The organism is Kitasatospora sp. NPDC051702 (genome assembly GCF_040681575.1).
Taxonomy (GTDB): domain Bacteria; phylum Actinomycetota; class Actinomycetes; order Streptomycetales; family Streptomycetaceae; genus Kitasatospora.
Window position 1 is genome coordinate 24,867 of record NZ_JBFAZB010000007.1, and the last position, 26,477, is coordinate 51,343.

The window sequence follows — 26,477 nt, forward strand, 5'->3', positions numbered from 1 at the left end:
GACGAAGGTGACCTGCACCGGTGAATGACGACAAGCTGCGCGACTACCTCAAGCGGGTGGCGGCCGACCTGCACCACACCCGCCGACGGCTGGCCGAGGTCGAGGCGGGCGGCCACGAGCCGATCGCGATCGTCTCGATGAGCTGCCGCTACCCCGGCGGGGTCACCTCCCCCGAGGAGCTGTGGGAGCTGGTCGCCGCCGGCACCGACGCCGTGGCGCCCTTCCCCGCCGACCGCGGCTGGGACCTCGCCGCGCTGGTCGACGAGAGCCGGGAGCGGCCCGGGACCAGCTACGCGGGCGAGGGCGGCTTCCTGGAGGGCGTCGGCGCCTTCGATCCGGGCTTCTTCGGGATCTCCCCGCGCGAGGCGCTGGCCATGGACCCGCAGCAGCGGCTGCTGCTGGAGACCGGCTGGGAGGCGTTCGAGCGGGCCGGGATCGACCCGGCCACCCTGCGCGGCAGCCGCACCGGCGTCTTCGCCGGCGTGATGTACCAGGACTACGCCGTACGGCTCCGGCAGGTCCCGGACGACGTGGCCGGCTACCTCGGCAGCGGCAGCTCCGACAGCGTCGCCTCCGGCCGGGTCGCCTACACCTTCGGGCTGGAGGGGCCCGCGCTCAGCGTCGACACCGCCTGCTCCTCCTCGCTGGTGGCGATCCACCTGGCCTGCCAGGCTCTGCGCCAGCAGGAGTGCACGCTGGCGCTGGCCGGCGGCGCGATGGTGATGTCCACGCCGGTGCCGTTCGTGGAGATGAGCCGTCAGGGCGGGCTGGCCGCCGACGGCCGCTGCAAGTCCTTCTCGGCCGAGGCCGACGGGACGGGCTGGGGCGAGGGCGTCGGCCTGCTGCTGCTGGAGCGGCTCTCCGACGCCCGCCGCCACGGGCACCCCGTCCTGGCGCTGGTCCGCGGCACCGCCGTCAACCAGGACGGCGCCAGCAGCCGGCTGACCGCTCCCAACGGGCCCGCCCAGCAGCGGGTCATCCGGCAGGCGCTGGCCGCCGCCCGGCTGACCACCGCCGACGTCGACGTGGTCGAGGCGCACGGCACCGGCACCCCGCTCGGCGACCCGATCGAGGCGCAGGCCCTGCTCGCCACCTACGGGCAGGACCGGCCCGAGGACCGGCCGCTGCTGCTCGGCTCGCTCAAGTCCAACCTCGGCCACACCCAGGCCGCCGCCGGCGTCGGCGGGGTGATCAAGATGGTGCAGGCCATGCGGCACGGCGTCGTCCCGCCCACCCTGCACGCCGAACGGCCGACCCCCCAGGTGGACTGGACGGACGGGGCCGTCCGGCTGGTGACCTCGCCCACCCCGTGGCCGGAGACCGGCCGCCCCCGGCGGGCGGCGGTGTCCTCCTTCGGGGTCAGCGGCACCAACGGGCACGTGGTGCTCGAACAGGCCGCACCCGCCGGGGACGGACCCGCCGAGGCCGCTCCCGCCGGGGGCGGCGAGGTCACCGGGGCCACCGGGCCGGCCGACCCGCCGGCCACCCTGCCGTGGGTGCTGTCCGGCCACACCGCCGACGCCCTGCGCGCCCAGGCCGCGCGGCTGCACGCCCACCTGACCGAGCGTCCGGACGCGACCCCGGCCGAGGTCGGGCACGCGCTGGCCACCGGCCGGGCCGCGCTGGAGCACCGCGCCGTCCTGGTCGGCGCCGGCCGGGACGCCCTCCTCGACGCCCTCGCCGCGCTCGCCGACGGCCGCGAGGCACCCGGCGTGCTGCGCGGCCGGGCCGGCTCCGGCGGCGCCGTCGCCCTGGTCTTCCCCGGCCAGGGCTCCCAGTGGACCGGCATGGCCCTCGAACTGCTCGACACCGCACCGGTGTTCGCCGAGCGGATGCGCGAGTGCGCCGCAGCGCTCGCCCCCTGGCTGGACCGCTCCCCGCTGGAGGTGCTGCGCTCCGGCGAGGACACCGAGCGGGTCGACGAGGTGCAGCCGCTGCTGTTCGCCGTCATGGTGTCACTGGCCGCGCTCTGGGCCTCCTACGGCGTGGTGCCGGCCGCCGTCGCCGGGCACAGCCAGGGGGAGATCGCCGCCGCCGTCGTCGCCGGCGCCCTCACCCTCGAGGACGGCGCCCGCGTCGTCGCCCTGCGCAGCCGGGCCCTGCGCGCGCTCGCCGGGCACGGCGGAATGCTGTCCGTCTCGCTGCCCGCCGACCTGGTCCGGGCCCGGATCGCCCCGTACGGGGAGCGGCTGGCGCTCGCCGCCGTGAACGGCCCCTCCTCGGTGGTGGTCTCCGGCGAGCCCGCGGCCCTCACGGACCTGCTGGAACGGGTCACCGCCGAGGGCGGCCGGGCCCGGATGGTGCCGGTCGACTACGCCTCGCACGGCCCGCAGGTCGCCGCGATCGAGGCGGAACTGCTCCACGAGCTCGCCGGGATCGCCCCGCACCCCTGCGCGCTGCCGTTCTACTCCGCCGTCACCGGCGGCCTGCTGGGCGGCGAGGAGCTGGACGCCGGGTACTGGTACCGCAACCTGCGGCACACGGTGGAGTTCGAACAGGCCACCCGCGCCCTGCTCGCAGACGGCCACCAGGTGTTCGTCGAGGCCAGCCCGCACCCCGTGCTCGTCCCCGCCGTCCAGGAGACCGCCGACACCGCCGGCGCGGACGCCCTGGCCGTCGGCACCCTGCGCCGCGGCGAGGGCGGCCCGGCCCGGCTGCTCGCCTCGCTCGGCGAACTGCACCTGCGCGGCGCCGCGATCGACTGGGACGCCGTCTTCGGCGGCCGCCCGGCCCGCACCGACCTGCCCACCTACGCCTTCCAGCGCGAGGACTACTGGCTGGACGACACCTCGGCCGCCCCCGGCGACCTCACCGCCGTCGGGCTGGAGGCCGCCGACCACCCGCTGCTCGCCGCCGTGGTCACCCTCGCCGACCAGGACGGGGTCGTGTTCACCGGCCGGCTCTCGGCCCGCACCCACCCCTGGCTGGCCGACCACGCCGTACGCGGGCGGATCCTGCTGCCGGGAACGGCCTTCCTGGAACTGGCCGTCCGGGCCGGCGACCAGGTCGGCCTCCCCGGCGTCCGGGAGTTCACCCTCGGGGCGCCGCTGGTGCTGCCCGAGCAGGGCGGGGTGCTGCTGCGCCTGGCCGTCGGCGCCCCGGACGGGCACGGCGACCGGCCGATCAGCCTGCACTCGCGCACCGACGGCGAGCCGGACGGCACCTGGGTGCGGCACGCCGAAGGACTGCTCACCGCCGCCACCGCGCCCGAACCGGCCGCCACGGACGGCACCTGGCCGCCGCCCGGCGCCGTCCCCTTCGACCTGGACGGCCTGTACGGGCGCTTCGCCGAGGCCGGCTTCGCCTACGGGCCCGCCTTCCAGGGCCTGACCGCGGCCTGGCAGGCCGGCGGGGAGATCTGCGCCGAGGCCGTGCTGCCGCCGGACCAGCACGCGCAGGCGGCCGGGTTCGGGCTGCACCCGGCGCTGCTGGACGCCGCGCTCCACGCCACCGGGCTCGGCCCGGACGCCACCGCCCGGATGCCGTTCAGCTGGTCCGGGGTCACCCTGCACGCCTCCGGGGCCACCGCCGTGCGGCTGCGGATCACCCCGACCGGGCCCGACACGCTCGCCCTCGCACTCGCCGACCCGGCCGGGGCCCCGGTGGCCACCGTGGCGTCCCTGGCGCTGCGCCCGGCCCCCGACGCCACCGCGCCGCCGGCCTTCGACCCCACGCTCCACCGGGTGGAGTGGAGCCCCGTCCCACCGGCCCGCGAGGCCGCCGGACACCTCCTCGTCGCCGATCCGGCCGAGCTCGGCGAGGCGGTGCCCCCGGTGGTCCTGGTCCCGGCGGCCGGCGCGCCGACCGCCCGCGAGGCCGTGCACCGGGCGCTCGCCCTCGTGCAGCGCTGGCTCGCCGACGACCGGTACACCGGCTCCCGGCTGGTGTTCGTGACGGACTGCGCGGTCGCCGCCGGCCCCGCGGAGGACGTGCCGGACCTCGCCCACAGTGGCGTCTGGGGCCTGGTCCGCTCGGCCCTGGCCGAACACCCCGGCCGGTTCGGGCTGCTGGACCTGCCCGCGGACCAGGCCGACCTGCTCCCCGCCGCGGCCGCCGCCCTCGCCGACGAGGACCAGCTGGCCGTCCGCGGCGGCACCCTGCTCGCCCCCCGGCTGGTACGCGCCACGGCCGCCGAGGGGCACCCGACCGCCTTCGACCCGGACGGCACCGTCCTGGTCACCGGCGGCACCGGCACCCTCGGCGCGCTGGTGGCCCGGCACCTCGTCACCCACCACGGCGTCCGGCACCTGCTGCTGACCGGCCGCCGCGGACCGGAGGCACCCGGCGCCGCCGACCTCGCCCACGAACTCGCCGCGCTCGGCGCCACGGTGACCGTCACGGCCTGCGACCTCACCGACCGGGCCGCGGTGGCCGCACTGCTCGCCGGCGTCCCCGCGGAGCGCCCGCTCACCGGCGTCGTGCACGCCGCCGGCGCGCTCGACGACGGCGTCGTCACCGCGCTCACCCCCGAACGGGTGAACGCCGTGCTCGCCCCCAAGGCCGAAGCCGCCCAGCACCTGCACGAACTGACCCGGGAGCTGCCGCTCGCCGCGTTCGTCCTGTTCTCCTCGGCGGCCGGCGTCTTCGGCGGCCCCGGCCAGGCCAACTACGCGGCCGCCAACGCCCAGCTGGACGCCCTCGCCCAGCACCGGCGCGCCCACGGCCTCGCCGGGCAGTCGCTGGCGTGGACGCTGTGGGAGCAGCGCAGCGCCCTCACCAGCGGGGTGGACGCCGCCGACGAACGGCGGCTGGCCCGCTCCGGCCTGCCCGCCCTGACCACCGCGCAGGGCCTGACCCTGCTGGACGCCGCGCTCACCAGCGACCTGCCGGCGCTCGTCCCGATCCGGATCGACAGCGCCGCCCTGCGCGCCCGGGCCGCGACCGGTCCCGTCCCCGCCCTGCTGCGCGGACTGGCCGGCGGACCGGCCCGCCGGGTCGCCGCGCGGGCCACCGCCGCCGACGGCTCGCTCGCCGGCCTGCTGGCCGCCCTCCCGGCCGCCGAACAGTCGGCCCGGCTGCTCGCCCTGATCCGCACCCACGTCGCCGCGGTCCTCGGCCACACCTCCCCGGAGGCCGTCGAGACCGGGCGGGCGTTCCGCGACCTCGGCTTCGACTCCCTCGCCGCGGTGGACCTGCGCAACCGGCTGAGCACCGCGACCGGGCTGCGGCTGCCCGCCACCCTGGTCTTCGACCACCCCTCCCCGGCCGTGCTCGCCGCCTTCCTGCGCACCGAGCTGACCGGCGACCGCGCCGCAGCCGCCGCAGCAGCCCGACCGGTGGCCCGGGCCGCCGGAGAGGACCCGGTGGCCGTCGTCGCGATGGGCTGCCGCTACCCCGGCGGCGTCCGCTCCCCGCAGGACCTGTGGCACCTGGTCGCCGACGGCGCCGACGGCATCTCCCCGTTCCCCACGGACCGCGGCTGGGACCTGGACGAGCTCTACCACCCCGACCCCGACCACCGCGGCACCTCCTACGCCAGGGAAGGCGGATTCCTCGACGCCGCGGGCGACTTCGACGCCGAGTTCTTCGGCATCTCGCCGCGCGAGGCGATCGCCATGGACCCGCAGCAGCGGCTGCTGCTGGAGATCGCCTGGGAGGCGTTCGAGCGGGCCGGGATCGACCCGACCGGACTGCACGGCACGGCAGCCGGTGTGTTCGTCGGGCTGATGCAGCAGGACTACGCCGCCCGGCTGCTGCCACACATCCCCGAGGAGGTCGAGGGCTTCCTCGGCACCGGCAACTCCGGCAGCATCGTCTCCGGCCGGCTGGCCTACGTGTTCGGGCTGGAGGGCCCGGCCGTCACCGTCGACACCGCCTGCTCCTCCTCCCTCGTCGCCCTCCACCTGGCCGCCCGGGCACTGCGGCACGGCGAGTGCGACCTCGCCCTCGCCGGCGGCGTCACCGTGATGTCCAGCCCCGAACTGTTCGTGGAGTTCAGCCGACAGGGCGGACTGGCACCCGACGGCCGCTGCAAGCCGTACGCCGCGGCGGCCGACGGGACGGGCTTCGGCGAGGGCGCGGGCATCCTGCTCCTGGAGCGGCTCTCCGACGCCCGGCGCAACGGGCACCCGGTGCTCGCGGTGCTGCGCGGCACCGCGATCAACCAGGACGGCGCCAGCAACGGGCTCACCGCCCCCAACGGCCCCTCCCAGCAACGGGTGATCCGGGCCGCGCTGGCCGACGCCGGACTCACCGCCGCCGAGGTCGACGCCGTCGAGGGCCACGGCACCGGCACCCGGCTCGGCGACCCGATCGAGGCGCAGGCCGTCCTCGCCGCCTACGGGCAGGACCGACCGGAGGGCCGGCCGCTGTGGCTCGGCTCGCTCAAGTCCAACCTCGGCCACACCTCGGCGGCGGCCGGCGTCGGCGGGGTGATCAAGATGGTGCAGGCGATGCGGCACGGCGTCCTGCCGAAGACCCTGCACGTGGACGGCCCGACGCCCCAGGTGGACTGGTCGGCGGGCGCGGTCGAACTGCTCACCGAGGCCCGGAGCTGGGACACCGACGGACGGCCGCGACGGGCGGGCATCTCCTCCTTCGGCGTCAGCGGCACCAACGCCCACGTCGTCCTGGAGGAAGCCCCCGCGGAACGGGACTCCGGCTCGGGCGAAACCGGCGACGGCGTGCTGCCGTGGGTGCTGTCGGCACGCTCACCGGAGGCCCTGTGCGACGCCGCCCGTCAACTCGCCGCGGTGGAAGCCGATCCGGCGGACGCGGCCGCCACCCTGGCGACCCGCCGGGCCGCCTTCGAGCACCGTGCGGTGGTCGTCGGCGACCACGACACCCGCACCGCCGCCCTGCACGCCCTCACCACCGGCGAACCCCACCCCGCCCTCATCCAGGCCACCAGCCAAGGTTCCAGCGGGCGAACGGTGTTCGTCTTCCCCGGCCAGGGCTCCCAATGGGCCGGCATGGCCGCCGAACTCCTCGACACCGAGCCGGTGTTCGCCCAACGCATCGCCGACTGCGAGACCGCCCTCGCCCCGCACGTCGGCTGGTCGCTCACCGAACTCCTCCGCAGCCAGGCGCCATTGGACCGGGTCGACGTCATCCAACCCGCCCTGTTCGCCGTCATGGTCTCCCTCGCCGCACTCTGGCAGCACCACGGCATCCACCCCGACGCCGTCATCGGCCACTCCCAAGGCGAAATCGCCGCCGCCGTCGTCGCCGGCGCCCTCACCCTCGAAGACGGCGCCCGCATCGCCGCCCTCCGCAGCCAAGCCCTCAACACCCTCGCCGGACACGGCGGCATGACCAGCATCAACCTCCCCCAGACCGACACCGAACAACTCATCGCCCCCTGGGCACCCGACCTCACCATCGCCGCCCTCAACTCCCCCCACACCACCGTGGTCTCAGGAACCGTGCAAGCCCTCGCCGCCCTCCACACCCACTGCACCGCCCACGACATCCGCCACCGCCCCATCGACGTCGACTACGCCTCCCACTCCCCCCAAGTCGACCAACTCCAGCAGCAGTTGAACCAACTCCTCACCGTCGACGCCACCACCCCCCGCATCCCCATGCTCTCCACCGTCACCGGCACCTGGCTCACCACCCCACCCGACACCGCCTACTGGTACACCAACCTCCGCCAACCCGTCCTCCTCGCACCAGCCCTGGAGAAACTCCACCAAGCCGGCCACACCACCTACATCGAAACCACCCCCCACCCCGTCCTCACCATCACCATCGAGGAAACCCTCGACACCGCCACCGCCATCCCCACCCTCCGCCGCCACGAAGGCAACCGCACCCGATACCTGCACTCCCTCGCCCACGCCTGGACCCACGGACTCCCCGTCCACTGGCACCTCACCGGACACCACACCGACCTCCCCACCTACCCCTTCCAGGAGCAGCGGTTCTGGCTGGACGCACCGACCAGCAACCGGGACGTCGCCTCGTCCGGCCTGCGCAGTACGGGGCATCCGCTGGTGGGCGCGGCCGTCGAGATCGCCGACACCGGCGAGACCCTCCTCACCGGCCGCCTCTCCCTCCACACCCACCCCTGGCTCGCCGACCACACCGTCAACGGCACCACCCTCCTCCCAGGCACCGCCTTCCTCGAACTCGCCCTCCGCACCGCCGACGAAACCGACACCCCCCACCTCCACGAACTCACCCTCCAAACCCCCCTCCTCCTCCCACCCACCACCCCCGTCCACCTCCAGATCCGCGCAGGCGCCCCCGACCCCACCGGACACCGCACGCTCACGGTGTCCTCCCGCGCGGAGGACGGCCAGGAGTGGACCCTGCACGCCACCGGCGTGCTGGCCCCCGAGGCGCCGCAGCAGCCCGGCCCCGACCTGATCGGCTGGCCGCCCACCGGGGCGGTCCCCGTCGAGCTGGACGACCTGTACGAGCGCTTCGCCGAGGCCGGTTTCGGCTACGGTCCGGCGTTCCGGGGGCTGACGGCGGCCTGGCGGCTCGGTGAGGACGAGGTCTTCGCGGAGCTCGTCCTCCCTGCTGCCCAGCAGGCCGACGCGGCGGGCTGCACGGTGCACCCGGCGCTGCTGGACGCGGCCCTGCAGGCGTGCGCGCTGCTCGCGGACCGGGACGGGGTGGCCCGGCTGCCGTTCAGCTGGAACGGGGTGACCGCGCACGCGTCGGGCGCCACCTCCCTGCGGGTGCGGGTCGGCTCCGACGGCCCGGAGGCCGTGTCGCTCTCGGCCTACGACCTGGCGGGCCGGCCGGTGCTGTCCGTGGACTCGCTGACCCTGCGTCCGGTGCGCGCGGACGCGCTCGTCGGCGACCGGGCCGGTGCGGACAGCCTGTTCCGGCTGGACTGGCGCCCCGCGGAGGCCTCGCCGGGCACCGCCTGGACCGCCCTGGACGCGCTGCGCCCGCAGGACCCGGCGCCCTCCCTCGTGCTCGCCGACTGCCCTGCCAGCGAGGAGCGGACGGACGGCGGCGACGAGCGGTCCGAGGACGGCGACGAGGCCGTCCGCCTGCACCGGGCGGTCGCCCGGGCGCTCACCCTGGTCCGGGGCTGGCTGGCCGAGGAGCGCTTCGCCGCCTCCCGGCTGGTGCTCCGGACCCGGGGCGCCGTCCGCACCGGGCGCGAGCCCGGCCCGGTCGACCTCGCGCAGGCGGCGGTCTGGGGGCTGCTGCGCAGTGTGCAGAGCGAGCACCCGGACCGGTTCGTGCTGCTGGACACCGACGACGAGGCGCTGCCCGCCGCGCTCCCGGTCGAGGCCGAGCCGCAGCTCACGCTGCGCGGCGGGGAGCTGCTGGTGCCGCGTCTGGCGGCGGCCGCCCGCCCGGGCCTGCTGACGCCTCCCGCGGAGGGGGGCTGGCGGCTGGAGACCTCCGGCACCGGCACCCTGGAGGACCTGACGCCGGCGCCGGGCACCGCCGCGTCGGCGCCGCTCGGCGCGGGCGAGGTGCGGATCGCGGTGCGGGCGGCCGGGGTGAACTTCCGGGACGTCGCCGTCACTCTCGGGCTGACGCCGGACCAGCAGGGTCTCGGCAGCGAGGGCGCGGGCGTGGTCCTGGAGGTCGGCGCCGCCGTGGCTGATCTGCGCCCGGGCGACCGGGTGATGGGGATCTTCGGCTCGGCGTTCGGACCGGTGGCCGTGGCGGACCACCGGACGGTGGTGCGGATCCCGGACGGCTGGTCGTTCGCGCGGGCCGCGTCGGTGCCGGTGGTGTTCCTGACCGCCTACTACGGGCTGTTCGACCTGGGCGGGCTGCGGCGCGGTGAATCCGTGCTGGTGCACGCCGCCGCGGGCGGGGTCGGGATGGCCGCCGTCCAGCTGGCCCGGCACGCGGGGGCCGAGGTGTTCGGCACGGCCAGCCCGCACAAGTGGGACGCGCTGCGCGCCGCCGGGCTGGACGGGGACCGGGTGGCCTCCTCGCGCACCCTGGAGTTCGCGGACCGCTTCCTGGCGGCCACCGTCGGGCGGGGCGTGGACCTGGTGCTGAACTGCCTGGCCGGCGAGTTCGTGGACGTCTCGCTGCGGCTGCTGACGGGCGCGGGCCGCTTCCTGGAGCTCGGCAAGACGGACATCCGGGACGCCGCGCGGGTCGCCGCCGAGCACCCGGGGGTCGCGTACCGGGCGTTCGACCTGATGGAGGCCGGTCCGGAGCGGATCGGCGAGATGCTGACCGAGATCCTCGCCCTGTTCGAGCGCGGGGTGCTCACCGAGCTGCCGCTGACCTGCTGGGACGTGCGGGAGGCCACCGAGGCGTTCCGGTTCCTGGCGGGCGCCCGGCACGTCGGCAAGAACGTCCTGCTGCTGCCCGCGCCGCTGGACCGGGACGGCACCGTGCTGGTCACCGGTGGCACCGGCACCCTGGGCGCGCTGGTGGCCCGGCACCTGGCCACCGGGCACGGCGTGCGGCACCTGGTGCTGGCGAGCCGTCGGGGGCCGGCGGCCGAGGGCGCGGACGCACTGGTGGCCGAGCTCGCCGGGCTGGGCGTGCGGGCCACCGCGGTGGCCTGTGACGTGGGCGACCGGGCGCAGCTGGCGGAGCTGCTGGCCGGGGTGGAGAAGGAGCATCCGCTGACGGCCGTGGTGCACGCGGCCGGCGTGCTGGCGGACGGGCTCGCGGAGTCGATGACGGAGGAGCGGCTGGCCCGGGTGCTGCGGCCGAAGGCGGACGCGGCGATCGCGCTGGACGAGCTGACGGCGGGTCTGGATCTGGCGGCCTTCGTGCTGTTCTCCTCCGGGGCCGGGCTGCTGGGCACGCCGGGGCAGGCCAACTACGCGGCCGCCAACGCCGCGCTGGACGCCCTGGCGGCCCGGCGGCGGGCGGCCGGCCTGCCGGGGGTGTCGATCGGCTGGGGGCTGTGGGCGGAGCGCAGCGCGCTCACCGCGGGCCTGCTGCCCGACACCGCCGGCGGCCCGGCAGCCGGCCCGGCGACGCGAGGCGGGGCGGGGGCGCTGTCCACGGCGCAGGGCCTGGCCCTGTTCGACGCCGCCCTCGCGGCCCCGGACCCGTACCTGCTGGCCGCCCGGCTGGAGCGGGGCGGGGCGGACGGTCGCGTCCCGGCGGTGCTGCGCGGGCTGGTGCGCCGGCCGCGGCTGCGCAATGCGGCGGGCGGCCCGGCCGGTCTGCCCGCCGGGGGCGCCGAGTCCCTGGTGTCGCGGCTGGCGGCGCTGCCGGAGCCGGAGGCCCACCGGCTGCTGCTGGAGCTGGTGCGCGGGCACGCCGCGGCGGTCCTGGGGCACGCCACGCCGGAGCGGGTGCGGCCCGCCCGGCCGTTCAAGGACCTCGGGTTCGACTCGCTGACCGGGGTGGAGCTGCGCAACCGGCTGGTGGCCGCGACGGGCGTGCGCCTGCCCGCCGCGATGGTGTTCGACTACCCGACGCCGGAGGCGCTGGCCCGTCACCTGGGCGCCGCCGCCGGGCCGGACCGCTCGGGCGGCGGTGGGGACGCCGCGGCCTCCGTGCTGGCCGGTCTGGAGCGGCTGGAGGCGCTGGTGGCGGAGCTGCCGGCGGACGAGCCGGTCCGGCTGGAGGTGGACCGGCGGCTGCGCGAGGTGCTCTCCCGCAACGGCGAGCAGAGCGAGGCGGCGACCAGGATCGTCGCCGCGACCGACGACGAGATCTTCGAACTGATCGACCGAGAGCTGGGCGGCCCGTGAGTCCCCCCGGCGCGGGCGGGTGATCCCACCTCCGACCCGCCCCCGATCCGCCCCTCCCCGGCGTCCCGCGGTCCCCGACGCCGACCCGAAACGTGACGCCTCCCGAAACGAAGGTGCAGGAACCCCGTGAGCGAGCAGAAGCTGCGTGACTACCTCAACCGCGTGACGATCGACCTCCAGCAGACGAAGCAGCGGCTGCGGGACGCCGAGGCGCGCAGCCGCGAGCCGATCGCCGTCGTCTCGATGAGCTGCCGCTTCGCGGGCGGTGTCAGCACCCCGGAGGACCTGTGGGAGCTGCTGGCCGCGGACCGGGACGCGATGACGGGCCTGCCGGCGGACCGCGGCTGGGAGCTGTCCGACCTGTCCGCGAGCGGCGCCCCGGCCCGCGGCGCGTTCCTGTCCGACGCGGGCGGCTTCGACCCGGCGTTCTTCGGGATCAGCCCCCGTGAGGCGCTGGCGATGGACCCGCAGCAGCGGTTGCTGCTGCTCGCCTGCTGGGAGGCGGTCGAGCGGGCCGGCATCGACCCGGTCTCGCTGCGCGGCAGTGCGACCGGGGTGTACGTCACGGCGGTCGACCAGGGGTACGGCACGCTCGGCCGCACCGCCCCCGAGGCGGTCCGCGGCTTCCTGATGACGGGCAACGCGATCAGCGTGCTGTCCGGCCGGGTGTCCTACGCGATGGGGCTGGAGGGGCCGTCGCTGAGCGTGGACACCGCCTGCTCGGCCTCGCTGGTCGCGCTGCACCTGGCAGCCCAGGCGCTGCGCGCCGGGGAGTGCTCCCTGGCGCTGGTCGGCGGGGCGAACGTGATGGCGTTGCCGGGCGCGTTCCTGGAGATCGCCCGGCAGGGCGGCATGGCGGCGGACGGCCGGTGCAAGCCCTTCGCGGCCGCGGCGGACGGCACCGGCTGGGGCGAGGGCGTCGGCGTCCTGCTGGTGGAGCGGCTGTCGGACGCGCGGCGCAACGGTCACCCGGTGCTGGCGGTGCTGCGCGGCAGCGCGATCAACCAGGACGGCGCCAGCAACGGGCTCACCGCCCCCAACGGGCCGTCCCAGCAGCGGGTCATCCAGGCGGCGCTGGCCGACGCCGGGCTGAGCACCGCGGACGTGGACGCGGTCGAGGCGCACGGCACCGGCACCCGGCTGGGCGACCCGATCGAGGCGGACTCGCTGCTGGCCACCTACGGCCAGGACCGCGACGCCGACCGGCCGCTCTGGCTCGGCTCGCTGAAGTCGAACATCGGCCACACCCAGGCCGCCGCCGGCGTCGCCGGAGTGATCAAGATGGTGCTGGCGCTGCGCAACGGCGTGCTGCCGCGCACCCTGCACGTGGACGCGCCGACCCCGCACGTGGACTGGTCGGCCGGCTCGGTGGAGCTGCTCACCAGGGCCCGGCCCTGGCCGCGGACGGACCGGCCGCGCCGGGCCGGCGTCTCCTCCTTCGGGATGAGCGGCACCAACGCGCACGTGGTCCTTGAGGAGGCCCCGGAGCCGGAGCCGACCGCCCCCGCCACGGGCGGGCCCGCCGCCACCGGGACGCCGGTGCCGTGGGCCCTGTCCGGGCAGAGCCCTGAGGCGCTGCGGTCGCAGGCCGCCCGGCTGGCCGCGCAGGTCTCGGCCCGCCCCGAGCTGCGCCCGGCGGACGTCGGCTTCGCGCTGGCCACCACCCGCTCCGTGTTCGAGCACCGGGCGGTGCTGGTCGGCTCCGAGCCCGCCGAGCTGCTGCAGGGCCTGAGCGCGCTCGCCGAGGGCGTGCCCGCACCGAACCTGACGACCGGACGGGCGGGCGGCGAGGATGCCCGGACGGTGTTCGTCTTCCCCGGCCAGGGCTCGCAGTGGCTGGGCATGGCCCGCGGCCTGATGGCCTCGGCCCCGGTGTTCGCCCGGTCGGTGGCGGCCTGCGCGGAGGCCCTGGAGCCCCACCTGGACTGGTCGTTGACCGCGGTGCTGCGGGACGAGCCGGGCGCCGCACCGCTGGACCGGATCGACGTGGTGCAGCCCGCGCTGTTCGCGGTGATGGTGTCGCTGGCCGAGCTGTGGCAGTCCCACGGGGTCCGCCCGGACGCGGTGACGGGCCACTCCCAGGGTGAGGTGGCGGCCGCGTACGTGGCGGGCGGCCTCGACCTGGCGGACGCGGCGCGGATCGTCGCGCTGCGCAGCCTCGCCCAGGCGCGGCTGTCCGGCACCGGGGCGATGACGGCCGTGCAGCTGTCGGCGGACGCGGCGCGGGAGCGGCTGCGCCGCTGGCGGGGGCGGCTGTCGGTGGCCGCCGTGAACGGCCCGGCCTCCGTGGTGGTCTCCGGTGACCCGGCGGCCGTCGCCGAGCTGGTCGCCGAGTGCACGGCCGCCGGCATCCGGACCCGCGCGGTCGCCGCCGACGTGGCCGGGCACTCCGCGCACATGGACGGGCTGCGCGAGGGCCTGCTGGCCTCGCTGGCCGGGCTGCGGCCGCGCAGCTCCAGCGTGCCGTTCCACTCCGCCGTGACCGGCGGGCGGCTGGACACGGCGGAGCTGGACGCCGCCTACTGGTTCCGCAACATGCGCGAGACGGTGGACTTCGAGGCGGCCGTGCGGTCGCTGCTGGTGTCCGGCCCCGCGGTGTTCGTCGAGGTCAGCCCGCATCCGGTGCTGACGGTGCCGGTGCAGGCCGTCGCCGAGGACCTCGGGCACCCCGACACCGTGGTGCTCGGCACGCTGCGCCGCGACGAGGGCGGGCCCGGCGCGATGCTGCGGGCCCTCGCCGAGGCGCAGGTGCGGGGGCTGCCGGTGGACTGGGCCCCGGCCTTCGCCGCGCACCGGCCCGTCGCGGTGGAGCTGCCCACGTACGCCTTCCAGAACCGGCAGTTCTGGTTGGAGCCGGCCGCCGCCGTGGGCACCGCCGACCCGGCGGACGCGGCGTTCTGGGCGGCCGTGGAGCGGGAGGACGCCGAGACGGTGGCGACCACCCTCGGCGTCGCGCCGGACTCCTGGCAGGAGGTGCTGGCGCCGCTGGCGCGGTGGCGCCGGCACCGGCAGGACCGGGCGGTCCTGGACGGCTGGCGCTACCGGGTCGGCTGGAAGCCGCTCGGCGAGCCCGAAGCCGGCGTGCTGGAGGGCACCTGGCTGCTGCTCGCCGCGGCGGGCACGGCCGAGCGCACGGCGGGCACGGCGGAGGGGACGACGGGCGACGGGCCGGCCGACGGGATCGCCGGCCGGATCGCCGACCTGCTCGCCGGGCACGGCGCCGAGGTGGTCCCGCTGGCCCTGGACGGCACCGACGACGCCGACGGCGACCCGGCGGCCCTCGCCGCACGGCTGCGCACGGCCCTGGACGGGCGGGCCCCGCTGGCCGGGGTGGTCTCGCTGCTGGGCCTGGACGATCGGCCGCACCCCGCCCACCCGGCCCTGCCGGCCGGCACCGCGCTGACCACCGCACTGGTCCGGGCGCTGCTGGAGCTCGACGTCACGGCCCCGCTGTGGAGCCTCACCCGCGGCGCCGTCGCGGTGTCCGCCGCGGACGGGCCGCAGCGGCCCGTGCAGGCGCTCGTCTGGGGGCTCGGCCGGGTGGTGGCGCTCGAACAGCCGCCGTTGTGGGGCGGTCTCGTCGACCTGCCGGCGGAGGTCGACGAGCGGGCGCTGACCCGGCTGGCCGCGGTGCTGGCCGGCGACGGTTCGGAGGACCAGCTGGCCGTCCGGCCGGAGGGCCTCTTCGCCCGCCGGCTGGTCCGGGCGCCGAAGGCCGCCGACCCCAGGCCCTGGCGGCCGCGCGGCACCGTGCTGGTCACCGGCGGCACCGGCGGGCTCGGCACCCATGTGGCCCGCTGGCTCGCCGCCGGCGGCGCCGAGCATCTGGTGCTGGTCAGCCGCCGCGGTGAACGGGCCCCCGGCGCGCCCGAGTTGGCCGCCGAACTGACCGCCCTGGGGTGCCGGGTGACGCTGGCCGCCTGCGACCTCGCCGATCCGGGCGCGGTGCGCGGGCTGGTGGACGGCCTGGCCGCCGCCGGCGACCCGGTCCGCTCGGTGCTGCACACCGCCGCGGCCGTCCAGCTCGGCAAGGTCCGCGACACCGGGCCGGGCGAGTTCGCGGGCACCCTGGAGGCCAAGGTGCTCGGCGCGGCCAACCTGGACGAGGTGTTCCGGGACACCGACCTGGACGCCTTCGTGCTGTTCTCCTCCGTCTCCGGTGTGTGGGGCAGCGCCGACCACGGCGCCTACGCCGCCGCCAACGCCTACCTCGACGCGCTCGCCGAGCACCGCCGCTCCCGCGGCCTGGCCGCGACCTCGGTGGTCTGGGGCATCTGGAGCGCGGCCGGCGGCGGGCTCGCCACCAGCGAGCTGGAGCAACAACTCCTGGAGCGCGGCATCCCGTTCATGGACCCGCGGCTCGCCGTCGCCGGCCTGCAGCGGGTGCTGGACGACGACGAGCGCACCGTGGTGGTCGCCGACGTGGACTGGGAGCGGTTCGTCCCGGTCTTCACCTCCGTCCGGCCCAGCCCGCTGATCTCCGAGATCCCCGAGGTGCGGGCCCTCGCCGCGGCCGCCGCCGAGGCCGGGCCGCCGGAGGGCGACGAGGCCGGCGCAGCGCTGCGGCGCGACCTCGCCGGCCGCACCGAGGCCGAGGCCCGGCGCACCCTGGTCGAGCTGGTGCGCCGGCACGCCGCCGACGTGCTCGGCCACGACTCGCCCGAGCAGGTGCGGGCCGACCGCCCGTTCCGCGAGCTGGGCTTCGACTCGCTGATCGCCGTGGAGCTGCGCAACCGGCTCAACGCGGCGACCGGACTGCGGCTGCGCACCACCGTGGTCTTCGACCACTCCTCCGCCGACGCGCTGGGCGAGGCCCTGCGGGTCGACCTGCTCGGCACCGCCGCGGACCGGGCCGCACCCGTGCTGCGCGAGGCGCCCGGCGACCCGGCGGAGCCGATCGCGGTCGTCGCGATGAGCTGCCGCTTCCCCGGCGGGATCGACGACCCGGACAAGCTCTGGCAGCTGCTGCTGGACGGCGGCGACGTGGTGGGGCCGATGCCCACCGACCGCGGTTGGGACCTCGCGGGCCTCTACCACCCCGATCCGGACCAGCCGGGCCGCTCGTACGTGCAGGAGGGCGGCTTCCTGTACGGCGCGGGCGACTTCGACCCCGGGTTCTTCGGGATCAGCCCGCGCGAGGCGGTGGCGATGGACCCGCAGCAGCGGCTGCTGCTGGAGACCTCCTGGGAGGCCCTGGAGCGGGCCGGGCTGGACCCGGCCGGGCTGCGCGAGAGCCGGACGGGCGTCTTCGTCGGCGTCAACTACCAGGACTACAGCTCGATCGCGGCCGGGGGCGCGCCGGACGCCTCCGAGGGGCACCTGGTGGCGGGCGCGGCGGCCAGCGTGGTCTCCGGCCGGGTCGCCTACACGCTGGGCCTGCAGGGCCCGGCCGTCACCGTCGACACGGCCTGCTCCTCCTCGCTGGTGGCGCTGCACCTCGCGGCGCAGGGGCTGCGCTCCGGGGACTGCTCGCTGGCGCTGGCCGGCGGCGTCGCGGTGATGGCCACACCCGGGGTGTTCGTCGGGTTCTCCCGCCAGCGCGGGCTGGCCGCCGACGGCCGGTGCAAGGCCTTCGGCGCGGCCGCCGACGGGATGGGCCTGGCCGAGGGCGCGGGCGTGGTCCTGCTGGAGCGGCTGTCGGACGCCCGGCGCAACGGGCACCCGGTGCTGGCGGTGCTGCGCGGCAGCGCGGTGAACCAGGACGGCGCCAGCAACGGGCTGTCCGCGCCGAACGGGCAGGCGCAGCAGCAGGTCATCCGGCAGGCGCTCGCCAACGCGGGCCTGACGGCGGCCGAGGTGGACGCGGTCGAGGCGCACGGCACCGGCACCACCCTGGGCGACCCGATCGAGGCCGACGCCCTGCTCGCCACCTACGGACAGGACCGCGACGCCGACCGCCCGCTCTGGCTCGGCTCCCTCAAGTCGAACATCGGCCACACCCAGGCGGCGTCCGGGGTGGCCGGGGTGATCAAGTCGGTGCTGGCGCTGCAGCACGGCGTGCTGCCGCGCACCCTGCACTCCGAGGACCGCACCCCGCACGTGGACTGGGCCTCCGGCGCGGTCGAGCTACTGACCGAGGCCCGGGAGTGGCCGCCGACCGGGCGGCCGCGCCGGGTGGGCGTCTCCTCCTTCGGCTTCAGCGGCACCAACGTGCACGCGGTGCTGGAGCAGGCCCCGGCCGCCGAGCCGGTCGCACCGGGCGCCGAGCCGGTCACGCCGGCCCCGGTGGACGGCGGCCTGCCGTGGCCGCTGTCGGCGAAGTCCGCCGAGGCGCTGGCCGCCCAGGCCGGGCGGCTCGCCGAGCACCTGCGGACGGCCGGGCCGGAGCAGGCCGACGTCGCCCGCACGCTGGCCGGGCGCGGCGCGTTCGAGGAGCGGGCGGTGCTGCTCGGCGGCGACCGTACGGCGGGACTGGCCGCACTCGCCGCCGGGGAGGTGGCCCCGGGCGTCCTGCGCGGGGTCGCCGACGCCGGCGGGCGGCGGGTGTTCGTGTTCCCCGGGCAGGGGGCGCAGTGGGCCGGGATGGCCGTCGAACTCCTCGACTCCAGCGAGGTGTTCGCCGCCTCCATGGCCGACTGCGAGGCCGCCCTCGCCCCGCACGTCGACTGGTCCCTCACCGACGTCCTGCGCACCCACGACCCCCTCGACCGCGTCGACGTCGTCCAACCCGCCCTCTTCGCCGTCATGGTCTCCCTCGCCACCCTCTGGGAATCCTGGGGCATCACCCCCGACGCCGTCCTCGGCCACTCCCAAGGCGAGATCGCCGCCGCCGTCGTCGCCGGCGCCCTCACCCTCGAAGACGGCGCCCACGTCGTCGCCCTACGCAGCAAAGCCCTACGCCGCATCGAAGGACAGGGCGGCATGGTCTCCGTCGGCCGGCCGCTGGCCCTGGTCGAGGAGTTGATCGCGCCCTGGGGCGAGCGGCTGTCGGTGGCGGCCGTCAACGGGCCGTCGGCGGTGGTGGTCTCCGGCGAGACGGCCGCGCTCACCGAACTGCTGGCGGAGTGCGACCGCCTGGAGGTCCGGGCCCGCACCGTGCCGGTGGACTACGCCTCGCACTCGGCCCAGGTCGAGCTGATCCGCGAGGAGCTGGCCGAACTGCTGGACGGCCTGCGCCCGGTGGCCGGGCGGCTGCCGCTGTTCTCCACCGTGGACGGCCGCTGGGTCACCGGCGAGGAGCTGGACGGCGGCTACTGGTACCGCAACCTGCGCCGGACCGTCCGCTTCGACACCGCCGTACGGGCACTCGCCGAGGAGCACTACCAGGTGTTCCTGGAGGTCTCCCCGCACCCCGTGCTGACCCTGCCGGTGCTGGACGGCGCCGAGGCCGCCGGGGCGCCCGGCGTGCTGGCCACGGGCACCCTGCGGCGCGAGGAGGGCGGCCTCGCCCGCGCGCTCACCGCGGCCGGCGAACTCTGGGTGCGCGGCGTGCCGGTGGACTGGCCGGCGGTGTTCGCCGGCCGCGGCCGGCACCGGACCGACCTGCCCACCTACGCCTTCCAGCGGCAGCGCTACTGGCTGGACGGCGGCGGCGCCCGGCCGGGCGCGGACGACGGCGGCGACAGCGCGTTCTGGCAGCTCGTCGAAGGACCCGACCTGGCCGCGACCGCCCGCAGCCTCGCCGTGGACGCCGCCTCGCTCGGCGAGGTGCTGCCCGCGCTCAGCGCCTGGCGACGGCAGCGCCGGGAGAGCGACGCGCTGGACTCCTGGCGCTACCGCGTCCAGTGGCAGCAGGTGCCGCAGCCCGCGTCCGCCGCCCCGACCGGCCGTTGGCTGGTCACCGTACCCGCCGGCTCCGCCGGGTCCGAGCGGGTCCTCGCCCCGGTGCGGGCGCTGACCGAGGGCGGCGCGGACGTCCGCGTCGTCGAGCTGCCCGACCGGGCGGCGGACCGCACGGTGCTGGCCGAGCTGCTGGCCGGAGCCGTCGCCGAACCCCCGGCCGGGGTGCTCTCCCTGCTGGCCCTGGCCGACGCCCCGCACCCGGCGCACCCCGCGCTGCCCACCGGGGCCGCCCTCACCCTGGCCCTGGTCCAGGCCCTGGGCGACCTGGACGTCGCGGCGCCGCTGTGGTGCGCCACCGGCGGCGCCGTCACCGTCGGCCTCGGCGACCCGCTGACCGCCCCGCACCAGGCCCTCGTCTGGGGCACCGGCATGGTCGCCGGGCTGGAGCACTCCGCCCGCTGGGGCGGCCTGGTCGACCTGCCGCCGGTGCTCGACGGGCGGGCGCTGGCGGCGCTGCGCGCCGTGCTGGCCGGGGCCACCGGCGAGGACCAGCTCGCGGTCCGCCCGGCCGGGCTGTACGCCCGCCGGCTGGTCCCGGCGCCCCGCCCGGCCGTGCCCGAGCGCACCTGGCGCCCGCGCGGCACCGTCCTGGTGACCGGCGGGACGGGTGCACTCGGCCCGCACATCGCCCGCTGGCTGGCCCGCGGCGGCGCCGAGCACCTCGTGCTGCCCGGCCGCCGCGGCGCCGACGTCCCCGGAGCGGCCGAACTCACCGCCGAACTGGCCGAACTGGGCACCCGGCTGAGCCTGCCCCGCTGCGACCTGGCGGACCGCGACGAGGTGGCCGCACTGCTGTCCGGGCTGGAGGAGCGCGGCGAGCCCGTCACGGCGGTCTTCCACGCCGCCGCCTACATCGAGCTGGCCCCGCTGGACGGCACCCCGATGGACTCCTTCGAACGGGTCGTCGCCGCGAAGGCCGCCGGCGCCGCCCACCTCGACGCCCTGCTCGACCGCGAGCTGGACGCCTTCGTGCTGTTCTCCTCGATCGCGGGCGTGTGGGGCAGCAGCAACCACGCCGCCTACTCCGCCGGCAACGCCTACCTGGACGCGCTCGCCGAGCACCGCCGCTCCCGCGGCCTCGGCGCCACCACCGTCGACTGGGGCGTCTGGAAGGCCGCCAACCCGTGGGCGGCGCGCGACACCGTGGACGACTCCGACTTCTACCGGGTGCAGCGCCAGGGCCTGCCGCTGATCGACCCCGAGCCCGCCGTGCTCGCGCTCCAGCACGCGCTGGACGACGACGAGACGGTGATCGCCCTGGCCGAGGTGGACTGGCCGCAGTTCGCCGCGGTGTTCACCTCGGTGCGGCCCAGCCGGCTGCTCGGCGGCATCCCCGAGGTCCGGGCGCTCACCGCCCCCGGCGCCGCGCCCACCGCGACCCCCGCGGCCACCGTGCTGCGCGGCCGCCTGGCCGGCCTGCCGGAGGCCGAGCAGAGCCGGATCGTGCTCGCCCTGGTGCGCACGCACGCCGCCGAGGTGCTCGGGCACGGCTCCACGGACGCCGTCCCGGCCGGGCGCGCCTTCCAGGAGCTGGGCTTCGACTCGCTGACCGCCGTCGAGCTGCGCAACCGGCTGACCACCGCGAGCGGCCTGCGGCTCCCGGCCACCCTGGTCTTCGACTACCCGTCGGCGGGCGTACTCGCCGAGCACATCCGCTCGGCCGTGCTCGGCGAGCTCACCGGCCCGGCCGGGGCGGGCGCCGGAACGGCCGGCGAGCCCGACGAACCGGTCGCCATCGTCTCCATGGGCTGCCGGCTGCCCGGCGGCGTCCGCACCCCCGAGCAGCTCTGGCAGCTGCTGGTCGACCGCGGCGACGCCGTGTCCGGGTTCCCGGACAACCGCGGCTGGCCGCTCGACACCCTGTTCGACCCCGACCCGGACCGGCCCGGCACCTCCACCACCCGGCACGGCGGCTTCCTGCACGACGCGGGCGACTTCGACGCCGAGTTCTTCGGCATCTCGCCGCGCGAGGCGATCGCCATGGACCCGCAGCAGCGGCTGCTGCTGGAGACCTCCTGGGAGGCGATCGAACGGGCCGGCCTCGACCCGGTCGCCCTGCGCGGCACCAGCACCGGCGTGTTCACCGGCGTCAACTACCAGGACTACGCGGCGGCCGTCGCGCAGTCCGCCGAGAACGAGGGCCACCTGCTCACCGGCAGCGCCGCCAGCGTGGTCTCCGGCCGGGTCGCCTACACCCTCGGCCTGGAGGGTCCGGCGATCACCGTCGACACCGCCTGCTCGGCCTCCCTGGTGGCCCTCCACCTGGCCGCCCGGGCGCTGCGCGCCGGGGACTGCTCGCTGGCACTGGTCGGCGGCGTCGCGGTGATGTCCACGCCCGGAGCGATCGTCGGGTTCTCCCGGCAGCGGGGCCTCGCCGCGGACGGCCGCTGCAAGGCCTTCGCGGACGCCGCCGACGGGATGGGCATGTCGGAGGGCGCCGGCGTCCTGCTCGTCGAGCGGCTCTCCGACGCCCGGCGCAACGGGCACCCGGTGCTCGCCGTGCTGCGCGGCTCCGCCGTCAACCAGGACGGCGCCAGCAACGGCCTCTCCGCCCCGAACGGCCCCTCGCAGCAGCGGGTCATCCGGGCCGCGCTGGCCGACGCCGGGCTCACCGCCGCCGACGTCGACGTGGTCGAGGCGCACGGCACCGGGACGACACTGGGCGACCCGATCGAGGCCCAGGCCCTGCTCGCCACCTACGGTCAGGACCGGCCGGAGCACCTCCCGCTGCTGGTCGGCTCGTTGAAGTCGAACATCGGGCACACCCAGGCCGCGGCCGGCGTCGCCGGGGTGATGAAGGCGGTGCTGGCGCTGCGCCACCGCACCGTCCCGGCGACCCTGCACGTCGACCGGCCGTCCGGCAAGGTCGACTGGACGCAGGGCGCACTGTCCCTGGTCACCGACGCCCGCCCGTGGCCCGAACTGGACCGGCCCGCACGCGCCGGGGTGTCCTCGTTCGGGATGAGCGGCACCAACGCCCACGTCATCCTGGAGGAGGCACCGCCCACCGAAGCCCCCGCACCGCCCGACCAGGACACCCCGCCGGCCGGCCCGGTGGCGTGGCTGCTCTCCGGCCGCACCCCGCAGGCCCTGGCCGACCGGGCCGAGCAGCTGCGCGAGCACCTGGACGGCGCGGACGCCGACCCGCTGGCGGTGGCCCGCACCCTGGCCGGGCGGACGGCGTTCGCCCACCGCGCGGTGCTGGTCGGCGGACCGGAGCAGCTCCGCGCCGCCCTGGTCGGCGGCACCGCCCACCGGGTGGAGGGCCGGGACGCCGGGGACGGCCGGACGGTGTTCGTCTTCCCCGGCCAGGGCTCCCAATGGGCCGGCATGGCCGCCGAACTCCTCGACACCGAACCCGTCTTCGCCCAACGCATCACCGACTGCGAGACCGCCCTCACCCCCCACGTCGACTGGTCCCTCACCGAACTCCTCCGCACCCAGGCAGCGCTGGACCGCGTCGACGTCATCCAACCCGCCCTGTTCGCCGTCATGGTCTCCCTCGCCGCACTCTGGCAGCACCACGGCATCCACCCCGACGCCGTCATCGGCCACTCCCAAGGCGAAATCGCCGCAGCCGTCGTCGCCGGCGCCCTCACCCTCGAAGACGGCGCCCGCATCGCCGCCCTGCGCAGCCAAGCCCTGCGCAGCCTCGAAGGCCAGGGCGGCATGACCAGCATCAACCTCCCCCAGGCCGACACCGAACAACTCATCGCCCCCTGGGCACCCGACCTCACCATCGCCGCCCTCAACTCACCCCACACCACCGTGGTCTCAGGAACCGTGCAAGCCCTCGCCGCCCTCCACACCCACTGCACCGCCCACGACATCCGCCACCGCCCCATCGACGTCGACTACGCCTCCCACTCCCCCCAAGTCGACCAACTCCAGCAGCAGTTGAACCAGCTCCTCACCGTCGACGCCACCACCCCCCGCATCCCCATGTTCTCCACCGTCACCGGCACCTGGCTCACCACCCCGCCCGACACCGCCTACTGGTACGCCAACCTCCGCCAACCCGTCCTCCTCGCACCAGCCCTGGAGAAACTCCACCAAGCCGGCCACACCACCTACATCGAAACCACCCCCCACCCCGTCCTCACCATGACCATCGAGGAAACCCTCGACACCGCCACCGCCATCCCCACCCTCCGCCGCCACGAAGGCAACCGCACCCGGTACCTCACCTCCCTCGCCCACGCCTGGACCCACGGACTCCCCGTCGACTGGAGCGAGTTCGTCGGCGAGGGGGCCCGGGCGGAGCTGCCGACGTACCCGTTCCAGCGGCGTACGTACTGGGCCCAGCCGAAGCCCGGAGGCGGCGGCGACGTGAGCGCTGCGGGGCTCGGCAGTACGGGGCACCCGCTGGTGGGCGCGGCCGTCGAGATCGCCGACACCGGCGAAACCCTCCTCACCGGCCGCCTCTCCCTCCACACCCACCCCTGGCTCGCCGACCACACCGTCAACGGCACCACCCTCCTCCCAGGCACCGCCTTCCTCGAACTCGCCCTCCGCACCGCCGACGAAACCGACACCCCCCACCTCCACGAACTCACCCTCCAAACCCCCCTCCTCCTCCCACCCACCACCCCCGTCCACCTCCAGATCCGCACAGGCGCCCCCGACCCCACCGGACACCGCACCCTGGACATCCACTCCCGGCCGGAGGGCTCGACCGGGCCGTGGACGCCCCACGCCACCGGTGTCCTGGCGCCCGAACCGGCTGCTCCGGCACCGGAGTCGGCGGACCGACCGTGGCCGCCGGCCGGTGCGGTGCCCGTCCCGGTCGAGGGGCTGTACGAACGCTTCGAGTCCTTCGGCTACGGCTACGGCCCCGCGTTCCAGGGGCTGACGGCGGCCTGGCGGCTCGGCGACGAGGTCTTCGCCGAGGTGCGGCTGCCGCAGGACCAGCACGGCCAGGCGGCCGCGTTCGGCCTGCACCCGGCGCTGCTGGACGCGGCCCTGCACGGCCTGTGGCTGGTGCCCAGGGACGGTGCGGAGCACCGGGAGGAGCCGGGGAAGGCCCGGCTGCCGTTCTCCTGGACCGGGGTCCGGCTGCACGCCTCCGGGGCGACCTCGCTGCGGGTGCGGCTGGGCTACGACGCCACCGGATCGGTCTCGGTCGAGGCCGCCGATCCGCAGGGGCGCCCGGTCGCCTCGGTGGACGCGCTGGTGATCCGGCCGGTCGAGCTGGACGCGCTGCGCGCCGCCGGCAGCGGGCTGGGCGACTCGCTGTTCCGCCTGGAGTGGCAGCCCGTCTCCCCGGTGGCGGCCGACGGGCCCTGCGCGGGCATCGTGCTGGGCGAGGAGCTCCCCCGGGACGCCTCGACGGCCGTGCTGGTCCGCTGCGAGCGGGCCGGGCAGTCCGGTCCGGCCGCGGTGCGGGCCGCGCTGGCGGAAGCCCTGCAGCTGCTCCAGACCTGGCTGGCGGACGAGGACCGGGCCGACTCGACGCTGCTCGTCGCGACCTCCTCGGCGGTCGCGACGGGCCCGTCCGAGGGGGTGGCCGACCTGGTGGCGGCCGCCGTGCGGGGCCTGGTCCGCTCCGCGCAGTCCGAGCACCCGGACCGGATCGTGCTGGTCGACACCGACGACCCGGACGGCCTGGCCGCGCTGGCGCCGTCCCTGGCCGCGCTGCGCGAACCGCAGCTCGCCGTCCGCGGCGGCGCCGTCCTGGCCGCCCGGCTGGTGCGGGCCCCGGTCTCCGAGCCGCGGCCGTTCACGCCCGCGGAAGGCGGCACGGTGCTGGTGACCGGTGCCGGCGGGGTGCTGGGCTCCCTGGTGGCCCGGCACCTGGTCACCGCGCACGGCGTGCGGCACCTGCTGCTGGCCGGCCGGCGCGGCTCCGGGGATCCGGCGGCCGTCGCGCTCGCCGCCGACCTGGGCGCGCTGGGCGCCGAGGTGACGGTGGCGGCCTGCGACGTCGCCGACCGCGAATCGGTGCGGGCCCTGCTGGCCGCCGTCCCGCCGGCGCACCCGCTGACGGCGGTGGTGCACTCGGCCGGGGTGCTGGACGACGGCGTGATCGGCTCGCTCACCCCCGAGCGGCTGGACACCGTCCTGCGCCCCAAGGTGGACGCGGCGCTGCACCTGCACGAGCTGACCCGCGATCTGGACCTCGCCGCCTTCGTGCTGTTCTCCTCGGCGGCCGGGACGTTCGGCAGCGCCGGACAGGGCGGCTACGCGGCGGCCAACGCCTTCCTCGACGCGCTCGCCCAGCAGCGCCGGGCGGCCGGTCTGGCCGGGCAGTCGCTGGCCTGGGGCCTGTGGGAGCAGCGCAGCGCCCTGACCGGCACGCTGGACGCCACCGACCTGCGCCGGCTCGACCGGGGCGGCGTCGCGGCGATCTCCGCCGAGGAGGGCCTGGCGCTGTTCGACACCGCCCTCGGCTCGGCGGACGCCCTGCTGCTGCCGGTGCGGATGGACCTGGCCCGGCTGCGGGCCGGCTCCGGGCCGGACGGGGTGCCGGCGCTGTTCCGGCGGCTGGTGCGCGGTGCTCCGCGCCGGGCGGCGGCCGCGGCGGACGCCGCCGAGGCCGACTCGCTGCGCCGGCGCCTCACCCTGCTGGGCGCGCAGGACCGCGAGGCGGCCGTGGTGGAGCTGGTGCGGGCCCGGGTGGCGGAGGTGCTCGGCCACGACGGCCCGGAGGCCGTCGACCCGGAGCGCGCCTTCAAGGAGGTCGGCTTCGACTCGCTGACCTCGGTCGAGCTGCGCAACCGGCTGAAGGCGGTCACCGGGCTGCGGCTGCCCGCGACGCTGGTCTTCGACCACCCGAGCCCGGTCGCCGTCGCGGCGTACCTGGTGGAGCGGCTGGTCCCGGCCGGGGAGCAGCCGCCCGCGGCGCCCGCCGGGCGGGATCCGGAGCTGCGCCGGCTGCTGGCCGGCATCCCGCTGGACCGGCTGCGGGAGGCCGGACTGCTGGACCGGCTGCTGGCACTGGCCGGGCCGGGCGGCACCGGCTCCGCGCCGGGCGCCGGCGGCCCCACCGACGCCGAAACCTCGCCGGGCGCCGGGATCGCGTCCATGGACGTCCAGGAGCTGGTCCGGATGGCCCTGGACGGCGACCGTGCCTGACGCCCCCCGCCCCCTGCCGGAGACCGA

The 26,477-nt window shown here is 77.0% G+C and carries 2 protein-coding genes; both read left to right on the plus strand.

The annotated features are described in order from the left end of the window. The first annotated feature begins 20 nt into the window (after nt 1–20). Nucleotides 21–11,594 (plus strand): SDR family NAD(P)-dependent oxidoreductase, encoded by an 11,574-nt coding sequence (locus tag AB0N04_RS08745; RefSeq protein WP_363363766.1) that lies wholly within the window; start codon nt 21–23, stop codon nt 11,592–11,594. Between the two features lie 126 nt (nt 11,595–11,720). Beyond that, nucleotides 11,721–26,450 (plus strand): type I polyketide synthase, encoded by a 14,730-nt coding sequence (locus AB0N04_RS08750; protein ID WP_363363769.1) that lies wholly within the window; start codon nt 11,721–11,723, stop codon nt 26,448–26,450. Nucleotides 26,451–26,477: the final 27 nt, after the last annotated feature.